Below are 13771 nucleotides of genomic sequence, written 5' to 3'. Positions count from 1 at the left end.
TCGTTGTCCGCTTGACGGACAACCGTCCGAAGGGAGCTGCGATGAGCGCGAACGACCGGCCGGTGATCCTGCGCAACGGCCTGGTTCTCACCATGGACGATTCACACACCGTGCTGCCGGGCGCCGACGTGCTCGTGGTCGACGGCCGGATAGCCGAGGTCGGCGCCGGCCTCACCGCGCCCGGCGACGCTCTCGAGATCGACGCCTCCGGCGGCGTGATCATGCCGGGCATGATCGACACCCATCGGCACATGTGGCAGACCGCGATGCGCGGCTACGGCGCCGACTGGACCCTCACCCAGTACTTCGTCTGGTACTACCTGGAGTCCGGCAAGCTCTTCCGCCCCGAGGACATCCACGCCGGCAACCTGCTCGCCGCGATCGAGGCGATCGACGCCGGGGTCACCACCACTGTCGACTGGTCACACGGGCTGCAGACCGCCGACCACGCCGACGCGGCGGTCGACGCGCTCGAGGCGGTGCCCGGCCGGTTCGTCCTCGCGTACGGCAACATCCAGCAGGGACCGTGGGAGTGGGCGACCTCCGGCGCGTTCCGCGACTTCCACCGCCGCCGGATCGACGGCGGCAAGCTCGCCGGCTTCCAGATGGCCTTCGACGTCACCGGCGACCCCGCCTTCCCCGAGAAGGCGGCGTTCGAGGTCGCCCGCGAGCTGGGCGCAGCCGTGACCACCCACGCCGGCGTCTGGGGCGCCACCAACGACGACGGCATCCGGCTGATGCACGAGAACGGCTTCATGGGTCCCACCAATGTGTACGTGCACGCGGCCACGCTGACCCACGACTCGTACAACCGGATCGCCGCCACCGGGGGATCCGTCTCGGTCTCCACCGAGAGCGAGCAGAGCGCCGGCCAGGGCTATCCGCCCACCTTCCAGCTGCGCCACCACGACATCCCGGTGTCGCTGTCGATGGACACGAGCGTGTGGTGGAGCGGCGACCTCTTCTCGGCGATGCGCACCACGCTCGGCGCCGACCGTTCCCGCGAGCACCTCGAGGCCCACGCCAAGCAGGACACGGTCACCCACTGCCACCTGCGCGCCGAGCAGGTCGTCGACTGGGCGACCCGAGGCGGTGCCCGCGCTCTCGGCATGGACTCGCGGGTCGGCGCGCTCAACCCGGGCCGCGACGCCGACGTGGTGCTGATCAAGAACGACGCCTCGCCGGTGATGTTCCCGATCCTCCACCCGTACGGGCACGTCGTGTTCCAGGCGCAGCGCGGCGACGTGCACACCGTGCTGGTCGGCGGCAAGGTCGTGAAGCAGGACGGCCGGCTGGTCGGCGTCGACCTCGCGGCGGCCCGCGCCAAGGTCCAGGCGACCGTCGACTACCTGCGGGAGGCGCTCGGCGAGGAGGCCTGGCAGCGCGGGATGAACCCGGACGTCCCCGAGACGGCGGTGCGCGAGAACCCTTACCAGTACACCGAGTGGGACGCCGGTTCGGCGCAGTGGAAGCATTAGAGCATGACCGACATCGGAAGGGGCGCGGGCACCGACTTCATCGAGGCTCTCGCGCGTGGCCTCGACGTCCTGCGTTCCTTCCGCCCGGGCCAGCCGTCGATGACGCTGAGCGACATCGCGGCCGAGACGGGGCTGGCCCGTCCGACGGTCCGCCGCATCCTTCTCACGTTCGAGGCGCTCGGGTACGCCCGTAGCGAGGGCCGGGGCTTCGCGCTCACCCCGAGGGTGCTCGAGCTCGGCATGGCATATGTGAACTCGCTCAACATGTGGGAGGTCGCCCGGCCGCACATGGAGGAGCTGGTCGGCGTCACCGGCGAGTCCACCTCGATGGCCCAGCTCGACTGCAGCGACATCGTCTACGTCGCCCGGGTCGCGGTACCCAAGATCGTGACGCTGGCGGTCTCGATCGGCACCCGGTTCCCCGCCCTGGCGACGTCGATGGGCAAGGTCCTGCTGGCGGCGAAGGAACCCGCGATCGTGCCCGCGATCCTCGCCGAGCCCTCCCGGTCCGGCATCGTCCCGCGCTACAACCCGTCCCTGAACAGCTTCATGGACGCGCTCCTGGAGGTGCGGGCCCGCGGCTGGGCGCTCGCCGACCAGGACCTGGCGCCCGGCATACGGTCGGTCGCCACCGGCGTCCGCGACGGCAACGGCCAGGTCATCGCGGCGATCAACGTGACCGTCCACGCCGCCGAGACGTCGGTCGAGACCTTGGTCGAGAAGCACCTGCCCCACCTGCTGCGCACCGCCGCCGACATCAGCGCCGACTACGCCCGCCTCGCCACGGTCCCCGCCACCACGGTCTGACCCACAACCCGCCGACACAACCGGAGCAGCAACCGCCGACACGACGGGAGCGGCGACCGGCGACAGGAGCGGCGACCGGCGACAGGAGCGGCGACCGGCGACGCGACGGAGGCGGCGACGGCGATCGGCGACCGCGACAGGAACGGCGACCGGCGACGGCCGGCGACGGCCGGCGACGCGACCGCCGACGGCGGCCGGCGGCACGGTGCTTGACGCGGGGCGCCGCGGGGTATGAGTGAATTTCATGAAGCTGGTGTCGGAGCTCTTCGAACCGGAGCCGCCGCGCTGGGGACTGCGCGGCGACCCGTGGGTGTGGCGCGCTATGGCCGAACGGCTGGCCACCACCTACCTGCCGCCCTCGCTCGGCGAGATCGAACGGCTGCTCTACGCCGAGTTCGACCGGTTGGTCGGCGTCCATCTCGCGACCGAGACCACCGAGTGGGTGGTGCGTGAGGAGTTCGCCCACGGCGGCGTCTCCAGCGGCGCCGTCCACCTCGACACATGGCGCGCGGACCTGATGCCCCTGCTCCTCGACCGCGCGAGCAGCAAGGTCGCCGGCTGAGCCCAGCCCGGATCAACTAGCGAGCAGAGCGGCCGGCCGAGCTCGGCCGAAACAGCCGAGAGCGGCCGCCCGAGCACAGCCGGAACAACCGGGAGCAGCCGCCCGAACGCAGCCGGAACAACCGGGAGCAGCCGCCCGAGCACGGCCGAAACAGCCGGGAGCGGCCGGCCGCGCGGAGCAGCGGAGCCGCTGCCCGGCGCGGAACCGGACCGCCGGCCGGTGGATCAGTGGCCGTTGAAGGCGTCCCGCATGCGGCTGAAGAAGCCGCCCTGCTTGCTCAGCTCGGCCACGTCCTCGCCGCGGGTCTTGGCGAACTCGCGCAGCATGCGCTCCTGGTCGGAGGTCAGCTTCGTCGGGGTCTTGACGTCGAGGTGCACGAAGAGGTCGCCCCGGCCCTGGCCCCGCAGGTGCGGGACGCCCTTGCCGCGGATGCGCAGCGTGCTCGCCGGCTGGGTGCCGGGCTTGACCTCGATGCCCTCCTCGCTGTCCAGCGTCTTGATCGTGAGGCGGGTGCCGAGGGCGGCCGCCGTCATCGGCAGCGTCACTCGGCAGTGCAGGTCGTCGCCCTTGCGCGAGTAGACGTCGTGCGGGCGCTCGTGGATCTCGACGTAGAGGTCGCCGGGGGTGCCGCCGCCGGGGCCGACCTCGCCCTGCTGGGCCAGGCGGATGCGCATGCCGTCCTCGACGCCGGCCGGGATCTTCACCGTCAGCGAGCGGCGGGTGCGGACGCGGCCGTCGCCGGCGCACGTGGGGCAGGGGTGCGGGATGACCGTGCCGTGGCCCTGGCAGGTCGTGCACGGGCGCGACGAGACCACCTGGCCGAGGAACGTGCGCTGCACGCTCTGCACCTCGCCCCGGCCGCCGCACGTCTCACATGTCGCCAGGTGGGTGCCCGGCGCCGTACCCGCGCCCGAGCACTGGGTGCAGAGCACCGCCGTGTCGACCGTGATCGGCGCCTCGACCCCGAACGCGGTCTCGTTCAGGTCGAGCTCGAGCCGCAGGATCGCGTCGGCACCGGGACGGGTGCGGGGGCGCGGTCCGCGTCCGCCGCCGCCCGCCGCCGTACCGAAGAAGGCGTCCATGATGTCCTGGAAGCCGACGAACGGGCCGCCGGCTCCGCCCGGGCCGCCCGGTCCCATGCCGCCGCCGGGCGCGAGCGGGTCGCCGCCCAGGTCGACGATCTGGCGCTTCTGATCGTCGGAGAGGACCTCGTACGCCGCGTTGATGTCCTTGAACTTCTCATGCGCTTCCGGGTCGGGGTTGACGTCCGGATGGTACTGCCGAGCCAGTTTGCGGTACGCGCGCTTGATCTCGTCGTCGGTGGCTTCCCGGCTCACACCGAGAATGCCGTAGTAATCCTTGGCCACGGGCTCCGCAATCCTCGTCAGTTTTGTGCTAGAAGGTCGCCCACGTAGCGTGCCACCGCGCGCACGGTCGCGATGGTGCCGGGGTAGTCCATCCGGGTGGGGCCGAGCACACCGAGCCCACCCACGATCGTCGCCCCGGGGCCGTACCCGGTGCTGACCACGGACGCCGACCGCAGGTTGTCGATCTCGTTCTCGTCACCGATCCGGACCCGGGTGGTGCTCGGTTCCAGGTCGCCGATCAGCTTCAGCAGGATGACCTCTTCCTCGAGGGCCTCGAGGACGGGGCGCAGGGTGCCCTGGAAGTCGAGCACGCCACCCCTTGTCAGGTTAGCCGTCCCCGCCAACGCGAGGCGTTCCTCACTGCGTTCCACCAATGTCTCGAGCAGCACCGAGGCCAGGCACGCCATCGTGGCCCGGCTCTCCGGAGCGCAGTCGTCGACCAGGCCCTGCACGAGCGGCGGGGTGTCGGCGAGCTTCTTGCCGGCCAGCTTCTCGTTGACCCGCCGGCGCAGGTCGGTGACGTCGTCGGCCGGCACCGGGGAGGGCAGCTCGACCAGCCGCTGCTCGACGCGCCCGGTGTCGGCGATCATCACCAGCATGATCCGCGTGGTGGAGATCGGCACGAGCTCGAGGTGGCGCACCGAGGAGCGGGCCAGCGACGGATATTGCACCACCGCGACCTGGCGGGTGAGCTGGGCCAGCAGCCGCACCGTGCGGTGGACGACGTCGTCGAGGTCGACGGCACCGATGAGGAACCGCTCGATGGCGCGCCGCTCCGCGGGGCTCAGCGCCTTGACCTTGGAGAGGCGGTCGACGAAGAGCCGGTAGCCGGCGTCGGTGGGCACCCGGCCGGCGCTGGTGTGCGGCTGCCGGATGTAGCCCTCCTCCTCGAGCACCGCCATGTCGTTGCGCACGGTGGCCGGGGAGACGCCGAGCTGGTGACGCTCGACCAGCGCCTTGCTGCCGACGGGCTCCTGCGTCTCGACGTAGTCCTCGACGATCGCCCGAAGCACCTCGAGCTTGCGGTCATCGAGACTCATATGACCCCTCCCCCAGGACTCTGTCCCATCGCTGGCACTCCGGCTGACCGAGTGCCAGTCTACGTCGCCGCGGACGGCAACGCGATGATCGAGTGCACTGTCTATTCATCCACCTGATCAGCATGTCGCCCTCGACCACGTTGAACTGCGGCCCTACGGTGGCAGCCATGACAGAACCACCTCGCCCGCCGGGTGAAGGCAACAACCCTGGGAACGGGCCGAACGACCCGACCACGCCGTTCAACCCTTACGCGGCTAACGACCCGGCTTCCGGTTCGACACCGCCGCCGTACAACCCGCCGCCGGGCTACGGCCCGCCGCCGGGTCCGCCGCCGCCCGGCTACCAGCCTCCGGGATACGAGCCCCCGCCCGGCTACCAGCAGCCGGGATACGGCCAGCCCTACAAGGGCTACGGCGGCGCCTCGCAGGACGACCGCACGTGGATCCTGGTCGCCCACTTCGGCGGCGCCGGTGCCGCGTTCCTCGGCGGTGGCCTCGCCGGCTGGATCGCACCGCTGATCTCGCTGCTGGTCCGGGGCAACCAGTCGCCGGCCGTGCGCGCCGAGTCGGTCAAGGCGCTCAACTTCCAGATCACCTGGGCGATCGTCACCCTGATCGGCTGGGTCACGGCCTGCGTGGGCATCGGCTTCCTCATCATCGCGGCGGCCGCGCTGATCGCCATCATCTTCGGCATCATCGCCGGCGTGAAGGCCGGCAACAACGAGCCGTACAACTACCCCATGTCGCTGAATCTCATCAAGTGACCGGGCCGGGCACGGGGGCCCGGCGCCCGGCGCTCACACGACGTCGCGGATGACGGCGTCGGCCAGGAGCCGCCCGCGCAGGGTCAGCTCCAGACGGCCTTTGTCGTACGCCGTGGGGTCGAGCAGCCCGTTCGCCAGGGCCTGCCGCGCGCCGGCCGGGTCGACCCGGTCGAGGGCGATGCCGTCGCGCAGCCGTACGCGCAGCATCACGTCCTCGACGTGCCGGTCCTCATCGGTGAGCAGCTCACGGGCGTGGCCGGGCGAGACGCCGCCGGCCAGGCGCGTCGCGTACGTGGACGGGTGTTTGACGTTCCACCAGCGCACCCCGCCGACGTGGCTGTGCGCGCCCGGCCCGAGACCCCACCAGTCCGCGCCGGTCCAGTAGAGCAGGTTGTGCCGGCAGCGGGCCTCCGGCGAGGTGGCCCAGTTCGACACCTCGTACCACTCGAAGCCGGCCTCGCCCAACGCCGCCTCCGCGGCCAGATAGCGGTCGGCGGCGACATCGTCGGAGGGGTACGGGATCTCGCCGCGCCGCATGCGGGAGGCCATCCGGGTGCCGTCCTCCACGATCAGGGCGTACGCGCTGACGTGGTCAACACCCGCGTCGATCACCGCCCGCAGCGACGCGGCGAAGTCGCCGGCCGTCTCGCCGGGCGTTCCGTAGATGAGGTCGAGGTTGACGTGCTCGAACCCGGCCTCGCGCGCCTCGATCGCCGCCTGCGGGGCGCGCCCGGCGGTGTGCTTGCGGTCCAGGATGCGCAGCACGGCGGGCGCGGCCGACTGCATGCCCAGCGAGATCCGGTTGAAGCCGTGCCGGCGCAGGGTCCGCAGGTAGGAAAGGTCCACGGACTCCGGATTGGCCTCGGTGGTGATCTCGGCGCCCGGCGCCAGTCCCCAGGCGTCGTCGATGCCGTCGAGGATCCGCCCGAGGTCGTCGGCGCTCAGCAGCGTAGGCGTGCCGCCGCCGAAGAACACCGTGTCCACCTGCCCGGGTTCGACCACGCGGCTTGCCAGGGACAGTTCGGACAAAACAGTCGACGCGTACGAGTCCCGGCTCGCCCCGCCGCCCAGCTCGGCGGCGGTGTACGTGTTGAAGTCGCAGTAGCCGCACCGGCTCGCGCAGAACGGCACGTGGACATAGACGGCAAATCCGTTCTTGCCGACTGCGGCCGTGGCGGAATCGGGAAGCGACCCGTCCTCGGGAACGGGGGAACCATCGGGAAGTGCGCCGGCCATCCGTCAAGTGTGCACGCCTACCGTTAAGGTGCCGCCATGGCTCTGGTCCGTACCGTCACCGACGCCGGGGTGACCACCATGACGCTGGACAGCCCCGCGAACCGCAACGCCCTCTCCACCCCGCTGATGCGCGAGCTGCTGGACGCGCTCGCCGAGGCCCTGACCGACGCCTCGGTCCGGGCCGTCGTCCTGTCGCACACCGGCCCGGTCTTCTGCTCCGGCGCCGACCTCAAGGAGACCGCCGAGGCGCGCGCCACCGGCCGCGTCCCCGCCGAGATGCTCGCCGACGTCCTCGCCGCGCTCTGGGAGTTTCCCAAGCCCGTGGTGGCGCGCGTCGGCGGCCCGGCGCGCGCCGGCGGCCTGGGCCTGATCGCCGCCGCCGACATCGCCGTCTGCACCACCGAGGCGACGTTCGCCTTCTCCGAGGTACGGCTCGGCGTCATCCCCGCCGTGATCAGCGCCACGGTGCTGCCCCGCCTGGCGCCGCGCGCCGCCGCCGAGCTCTACCTCACCGGCGACGTCTTCGACGGGCGCCGGGCCGCGGAGATCGGCCTGGTCACGGCCGCCGTCCCGGCCACCGATCTGGACGCCGCGGTGTCCCGCTACTGCGACAGCCTGGTGCGCGGTGGCCCGCTCGCGCTCGCCGGCGCCAAGCAGTTGCTCAGGCGTACGCCCAAGGAAAGCGTCCGTGCCGACCTCGCCGAGCTGTCCGAGCGCTCGGGTGGATACTTCCGGTCGGCCGAGGGCCGGGAGGGCGTGGCAGCGTTCCGTGAGAAGCGCGACGCGGCCTGGATCCCGCGGCAGTGACGGCTCCGGGGTGACCTCGTTGACTACTCTTGTTGCCTGAACAAACCTTTGGGGGGTGTGGGTGCGCAAGACACCCGTCGTGGCGCTCGCGCTGGTCGCGCTCGTCGGCGCGCTGGGCGTGTTCGTGGTGGTCCGCACGTTCTCGGGCGAGATCAAGCTACCTCGCATCGGCCCCGAGTGCACCGTGCGCGCCGACGGCGAGGTCACGCTCGACTACGTGCAGATGGCCAACGCCGCGACGATCACCGCGGTCGGGGTGCGCAAGGGCATGCCCGAGCGGGCGGTGGTGATCGCGCTGGCCACGGCCCTCCAGGAGTCGAAGCTGGAGAACCTCGACACCGGCGACCGCGACTCCGTCGGTCTCTTCCAGCAGCGCCCCAGCCAGGGCTGGGGCTCGATCGAGAAGATCAAGGACCCGCGGTACTCGGCCGACAAGTTCTACACCGCGCTCAAGAAGGTCAAGGGCTACCAGAAGATGCGCGTCACCGACGCCGCTCAGAAGGTGCAGCGGTCGGCCTACCCCAACGCGTACGAGAAGTGGGCCGACGAGTCGGCGGTGCTGGCCAAGGCCCTGACCGGCCGCGCGACCGGCGCGGTGGAGTGCTCGGTGAGCGGGTCGCCCGTGCTGCGCGGCGCGGCCGCCTCCGCCGCGCTGATGGAGGGCCTGCGGCTCGACTGGGGCAAGGGCCTGACCGAGGCTGCCACGTCCGGCCCGGCCGCCGGCGTCACCGTGGCGGTTGCCGACGCGAGCACGGGGTGGCGCTATGCCCACTGGCTCGTCGCCCATGCCTCCGCCACCGGCCTCGAACGGGTACGTTTCGCCAACCTCGAGTGGCACGCACCGGACGGCAAGTGGCAGGCGGTGACCGCGCAGGGTGGCACCGACGCCGGCCGTGTGATCGCCGAAGTGTTCCATTGACGTCCGATTTTCGGTGCGTGGCCGGAAATTTCGGGCCGTTTTTCCCTCACCCTCGGTGAGGAGAGCCGATTTAGGTACGCAGTTGCGTAGCGTATACATCGACGTGGACAGACAGCTACCGCCCTGGTACTAAGAAGGGCGTGTCGAGGGCGATCGAATGGATCCTGCTGGGTTCTGCCAGCTGTACGGCGATCATCTGCGGTGTGCGGTGGCATCGTCCCGCCCGCAGATGGCCGTGGCTGCTGCTGGCCGCCGCCGTCGCCGGCCTCGCCACCGGAGACGTCTTCTACGCGTTCGGTGAGCACACCGTCGCCGACGCCTGCTACCTGGCGATGTACGTGATGGTCGCGCTCGCGCTGCTCCAGTTCACCAGCGGCGGCTCGCTGCTCGACGACCGCGCCCGGCTGATCGACCTGCTCGCGTTCGCCTGCGCCGGCCTGCTCGTGATCTGGGTCTTCCTGGTCAACGACGCCGCGGAGCTCGGCCAGATCTCCGCGGCCGACGTGATCGGCACGGTCCTGCTCGTCGCGGTGGCCGTGCGCCTGCTGCTCGCCACCGGCCGCAACGTCTCGGCCGGGCTGCTGGTCGTGGGCTCCGTCGGCCTGCTCGCGAGCGACATCGCCTATCCGCTGGCGCCGGGTTCCTGGGCCGAGACCGGCTTCCGCGTCCTCTACGTGACGTGGGGCCTGGCCGCCCTGCACCCGTCGATGGCCCGGGTGACCCAGCCCATGACTCCCCGCCCGCCGGCCTGGCACGGCCACTGGGCGGTGCTGCTGGTCGTCTCGGTGGCCACCCCGCCGCTGGTCCTCTTCATCGAGTCGATCACCGGCGCGGTGGAGGACGGCGTGGCCATCGCCGCGGCGGGCGCGATCACCCTGACCCTCACGATCACCCGCCTGGCCGACGCGGTGACCCTCAACAGCCGCGCCCTGGCCCGCGAGCGCGGCCTGCGGGGCGCGAACGCCGACCTGGTGGCCGCCGCCGACCTGCCCTCGGTCGACGAGGCGGTCCGCTCCGCGGTCGTGGCGCTGATCCCGGCGCAGCTGGTGCGGCGTGTGGTCTTTGCCACGGACGACCGCCAGCTGGCCCTCGAGGCGCTGCCGCCCGCACCGTCCGGTCGCCGCCCGCGCAGCTGGTGGACCGACGAGTCGGCCTCCGAGGAGGCGACGCTGGTCTGCCCGCTGTGGCTGGAGCCGCTGGCCGTGGCCCGCCCGAGCGGCGGCGCGCTGGTGCTGACCGGCCGCCGCGACGCCCTGGCCGCCGCCCGGGACGCGCTCGAGGTGCTCGCCGGCCAGGCCGCCCTGGCCCTCGACCGGATCAGCCTGGTCGAGGCGGTCGGCCGCCGCGACAGCGACCTCTATCTGCGGGCTGTGATCCGCAACACCGCCGAGCTGATGCTGGTGCTCGACGAGGATCAGCGGGTCCGATACGCGAGCCCCGGCCTGCACGACCTCCTCGGCGACGACGACCTCTCCCCGCTGTCGACCTTCGCCGACCTGGTGGATCCCGACGACCAGGGCCAGATCCGGCGTGCGTTCGCCACGGGCGGCGACGGCACCATGTTCTGCGCCCTGCGCCGCCCCGACCACAGCCGGGTGCTGGTCGAGGCCACCTACCGTGACCTTCGCGAGGACCGCCTCGTCCAGGGCTTCGTCGTCACGATGCGCAACGTCACCGAACGCCACAACCCGGCGGAGAGCCTCCCCCACCGGGAACATCTGGACGACCTGCCGGCCTGGGTCAACCGGCGCAGCGCCCAGCACAAGTTCCGGTACTGACCGGCTTCCCTCTGCACGACGAAGCGCCGGACCGTGTGGTCCGGCGCTTCGTTTCCCGGGCGCTGGTGGGGCGCCCGTGCGTCACTTATCGGGTGAGGCGGCGACGACCGCCGACACCCGCCACCAGGGCAACACCGATCGCGGCCAGGACGACCTGGAAGAACAGCTCGATCCAGTCGAAGCCCTTGGTGTCCGCGACACCGGTCGCGCGGGCGATCACGGTGCCCAGCAGCGCGGCCACGACACCGATGACCAGGGTCAGCCAGAGCGGGATGTTCTGCTTGCCCGGAACTACCAGGCGGCCCAGGGCGCCGATGATCAGACCGACGATGAGGGCGGTGATGATACCGGTGACAGTCATTGGGGGTTCCTCCTCGGGGGTGGAGCAGTTGTTGCGTCCGTCGGCCCCATGTGTTCCCGACCACCCCGAAAGCCAAACCGCCCTATTTCTTGTTTGCTCCCTTGGTCTCCGCCGAGTCGGATGTCGAGAGTGCGGCGATGAAGGCCTCCTGGGGCACTTCGACCCGGCCGACCATCTTCATCCGCTTCTTGCCTTCCTTCTGCTTCTCCAGCAGCTTGCGCTTGCGGCTGATGTCACCGCCGTAGCACTTCGCGAGCACGTCCTTGCGGATCGCCCGAATGGTCTCGCGCGCGATGATCCGGCTGCCGATGGCGGCCTGGATCGGCACCTCGAACTGCTGCCGGGGAATCAGCTTCTGCAGCTTGGCGGCGATGGTCGTGCCATAGGCGTACGCCTTGTCCTTGTGCACGATCGCGCTGAACGCGTCGACCGGCTCGCCGTGCAGCAGGATGTCCACCTTGACCAGGTCGGCCACCTGCTCGCCGGAGGGCTCGTAGTCGAGCGACGCGTACCCCTTGGTCTTGCTCTTGAGCTGGTCGAAGAAGTCGAAGATGATCTCGGCGAGCGGCAGCGTGTAGCGCAGCTCGACCCGTTCGGCGGAGAGGTACTCCATGCCGAGCAGGCTGCCGCGCCGGCTCTGGCACAGCTCCATGACCGAGCCCACGTAGTCGTTCGGCACCAGCACGGTGGCCCGGACGACCGGCTCGTGAATCTCCGCGATCTTGCCGGTGGGGAACTCGCTGGGGTTGGTGACGACCCGCTCCTCGGCGTCCTCCGTGAAGACCCGGTAGACCACGTTGGGCGCGGTGGAGATCAGGTCGAGGTTGAACTCGCGCTCCAGCCGCTCACCGATGATCTCCAGGTGGAGCAGGCCGAGGTAGCCGACGCGGAAGCCGAAGCCGAGCGCCGCGCTGGTCTCCGGCTCGTAGACGAGCGCGGCGTCGTTGAGCTTGAGCTTGTCGAGCGCGTCACGCAGCGCCGGGTAGTCGGAGCCGTCGATCGGGTAGAGACCCGAGTAGACCATCGGCTTCGGGTCCTTGTAGCCGCCGAGCGGCTCACTGGCCGGCCGGGCGTTGCCGGTGACCGTGTCGCCTACCCGGGACTGGCGCACGTCCTTCACGCCGGTGATCATGTAGCCGACCTCGCCGACGCCGAGCGCGCCGGCCTTCTCCATCTCGGGCGAGACGACGCCGATCTCGAGCAGCTCGTGCACGGCCCCCGTGGACATCATCTTGATCCGGTCCCGGGCCTCGATGCGGCCGTCGACCACCCGGACGTACGTGACGACGCCCCGGTAGACGTCGTACACCGAGTCGAAGATCATCGCGCGCGCCGGAGCGTCGGCGTCACCGACCGGCGGCTGGAACTGCCGGACGATCTCGTCGAGCAGGTGCTCGACACCGGCACCGGTCTTGCCGGAGACCTTGAGGACGTCACCGGGCTCGCAGCCGATCAGCTTGGCGAGCTCCTCCGCGTACTTCTCGGGCTGGGCGGCCGGCAGGTCGATCTTGTTGAGCACCGGGATGATGTGGAGGTCGTTCTCCATCGCCAGGTACAGGTTGGCGAGGGTCTGCGCCTCGATGCCCTGCGCCGCGTCGACGAGCAGGATCGCGCCCTCACAGGCGGCGAGACTGCGGGACACCTCGTACGTGAAGTCGACGTGCCCCGGAGTGTCGATCATGTTGAGCACCGCGGACTCGCCGGCGCGGTCACCCGCGCGGACCTCCCAGGGCATGCGGACGGCCTGCGACTTGATGGTGATGCCGCGCTCGCGCTCGATGTCCATCCGGTCGAGGTACTGCGCGCGCATCTGCCGCGGGTCGACCACCCCGGTGATCTGCAGCATGCGGTCGGCCAGCGTCGACTTGCCGTGGTCGATGTGCGCGATGATGCAGAAGTTGCGGATCCGAGCGGGATCGGTTTTGCCGATCACGTTCACGCCGGGGTCGAGCGGTCCAGGCACGATCTTCCGTTCTTCTCAAGCCGAAGTTCGCCGGCAACCCACCGGCGCGTCCTATCGTCCCACGTCCAAGCGCGCGCCCAACTCACACCCGCTCACGCAACCGCACCCACCCCCGTCGAGCCGGCGCCCGAACCCGAGCGGACCGGCGCCTCTCCCGCCCCTCCGCGCCTCGCTCTCACCGCGCCACCCCGCCTCTCGGACGCCCTCCGCGCCTCACTCACACCAGGTCGAGCGAGGTGAACGGCACCGGCGGAAGCTCCACGCCGATCTCGTCCCCCGGCCGGATCGGACCCCCACGGAGCACGACCGCCATGACGCCACCCTTGCGCACCACGTTGCCTTCCCCGTCCCGCCCGATGACCTCCTTGAGCAGCCCTTGCCGAAACCCGTTGATCTGCTGACACGGATTACGCAGCCCCGCCACGATCACCGCCGCCCGCGGGTCCTCCCCACCCGCGAGAGCCGCCGCATCGCTACGCGCCGCCGCGGCCGCCACTCCCTCGGCCGCCACAGCCGTCGGCCCATCCAGCCGCGCCCCCGCAGCCGCCTCCAGCACCCCCGCCAGCGCAGCAAGCCCACCCCCGCCGTCGGCCGGCCCCGAACCCCCACCGTCGGCCGGCCCCGAGCCCCCACCGTCGGCCGGCCCCGAGCCCCCACCGTCGGCCGGCCCCGAGCCCCCACCGCCGCCC

Annotated in this window: 12 protein-coding genes and 1 pseudogene; 7 read left to right on the top strand and 6 right to left on the bottom strand. The window is 71.1% G+C overall.

Annotation, left to right across the window (positions count from 1 at the left end):
• The first annotated feature begins 41 nt into the window (after nt 1–41).
• From Ade02nite_RS20755 to Ade02nite_RS20745, 3 genes are all read left to right on the top strand, one after another.
• Nucleotides 42–1478, top strand: coding sequence for an amidohydrolase family protein (locus Ade02nite_RS20755; RefSeq protein ID WP_203765991.1), 1437 nt, complete (start codon nt 42–44; stop codon nt 1476–1478).
• 3 nt (nt 1479–1481) lie between these two features.
• Nucleotides 1482–2285: an IclR family transcriptional regulator domain-containing protein gene (locus tag Ade02nite_RS20750; RefSeq protein ID WP_203765985.1), complete on the top strand. Its 804-nt coding sequence runs from the start codon at nt 1482–1484 to the stop codon at nt 2283–2285.
• Nucleotides 2286–2529: 244 nt separating this feature from the next.
• Nucleotides 2530–2847 (top strand): hypothetical protein, encoded by a 318-nt coding sequence (locus tag Ade02nite_RS20745; RefSeq protein WP_203765983.1) that lies wholly within the window; start codon nt 2530–2532, stop codon nt 2845–2847.
• 224 nt (nt 2848–3071) lie between these two features.
• Here the strand turns inward: Ade02nite_RS20745 and dnaJ are convergent, their stop codons facing one another.
• Both dnaJ and hrcA read right to left on the bottom strand, forming a co-directional pair.
• A complete protein-coding gene (gene dnaJ / locus Ade02nite_RS20740; RefSeq protein ID WP_203765981.1) occupies nt 3072–4214 on the bottom strand; it encodes a molecular chaperone DnaJ in 1143 nt (380 codons plus the stop codon).
• Nucleotides 4215–4231: 17 nt separating this feature from the next.
• A complete protein-coding gene (gene hrcA / locus Ade02nite_RS20735) occupies nt 4232–5254 on the bottom strand; it encodes a heat-inducible transcriptional repressor HrcA (protein WP_203765979.1) in 1023 nt (340 codons plus the stop codon).
• 167 nt (nt 5255–5421) lie between these two features.
• Between hrcA and Ade02nite_RS20730 the strand changes: the two genes are divergently transcribed.
• Nucleotides 5422–6018 (top strand): DUF4870 domain-containing protein, encoded by a 597-nt coding sequence (locus Ade02nite_RS20730; RefSeq protein ID WP_203765977.1) that lies wholly within the window; start codon nt 5422–5424, stop codon nt 6016–6018.
• Between the two features lie 33 nt (nt 6019–6051).
• Here the strand turns inward: Ade02nite_RS20730 and hemW are convergent, their stop codons facing one another.
• Nucleotides 6052–7254, bottom strand: coding sequence for a radical SAM family heme chaperone HemW (hemW, locus tag Ade02nite_RS20725; protein ID WP_203765975.1), 1203 nt, complete (start codon nt 7252–7254; stop codon nt 6052–6054).
• 36 nt (nt 7255–7290) lie between these two features.
• Between hemW and Ade02nite_RS20720 the strand changes: the two genes are divergently transcribed.
• From Ade02nite_RS20720 to Ade02nite_RS20710, 3 genes are all read left to right on the top strand, one after another.
• Nucleotides 7291–8061, top strand: coding sequence for an enoyl-CoA hydratase-related protein (locus Ade02nite_RS20720; RefSeq protein ID WP_203765973.1), 771 nt, complete (start codon nt 7291–7293; stop codon nt 8059–8061).
• 55 nt (nt 8062–8116) lie between these two features.
• Nucleotides 8117–8980 carry a hypothetical protein gene (locus tag Ade02nite_RS20715; protein ID WP_203765971.1) on the top strand — a complete coding sequence of 288 codons (864 nt, stop codon included), beginning with the start codon at nt 8117–8119 and terminating at the stop codon, nt 8978–8980.
• Between the two features lie 203 nt (nt 8981–9183).
• The gene (locus Ade02nite_RS20710; protein ID WP_239168921.1) at nt 9184–10758 is read left to right on the top strand and encodes a PAS domain-containing protein; all 1575 of its coding nucleotides are present in this window, start codon (nt 9184–9186) and stop codon (nt 10756–10758) included.
• An 85-nt stretch (nt 10759–10843) separates the two neighbouring features.
• On the opposite strand, the gene Ade02nite_RS20705 is transcribed toward Ade02nite_RS20710, so the two are convergent.
• The 3 genes and pseudogenes from Ade02nite_RS20705 to Ade02nite_RS20695 all read right to left on the bottom strand — a co-directional run.
• Nucleotides 10844–11119 (bottom strand): GlsB/YeaQ/YmgE family stress response membrane protein, encoded by a 276-nt coding sequence (locus Ade02nite_RS20705; protein WP_097320277.1) that lies wholly within the window; start codon nt 11117–11119, stop codon nt 10844–10846.
• Nucleotides 11120–11201: 82 nt separating this feature from the next.
• Complete coding sequence (gene lepA / locus Ade02nite_RS20700; RefSeq protein ID WP_203765957.1) at nt 11202–13082, bottom strand: translation elongation factor 4; 1881 nt, start codon at nt 13080–13082, stop codon at nt 11202–11204.
• Nucleotides 13083–13299: 217 nt separating this feature from the next.
• A pseudogene (locus Ade02nite_RS20695) lies at nt 13300–13771 on the bottom strand (MOSC domain-containing protein); the annotation flags it as partial.

The organism is Paractinoplanes deccanensis (assembly GCF_016862115.1).
Lineage (GTDB): Bacteria > Actinomycetota > Actinomycetes > Mycobacteriales > Micromonosporaceae > Actinoplanes > Actinoplanes deccanensis.
This window is presented reverse-complemented; position numbering and strand designations above follow the sequence as displayed.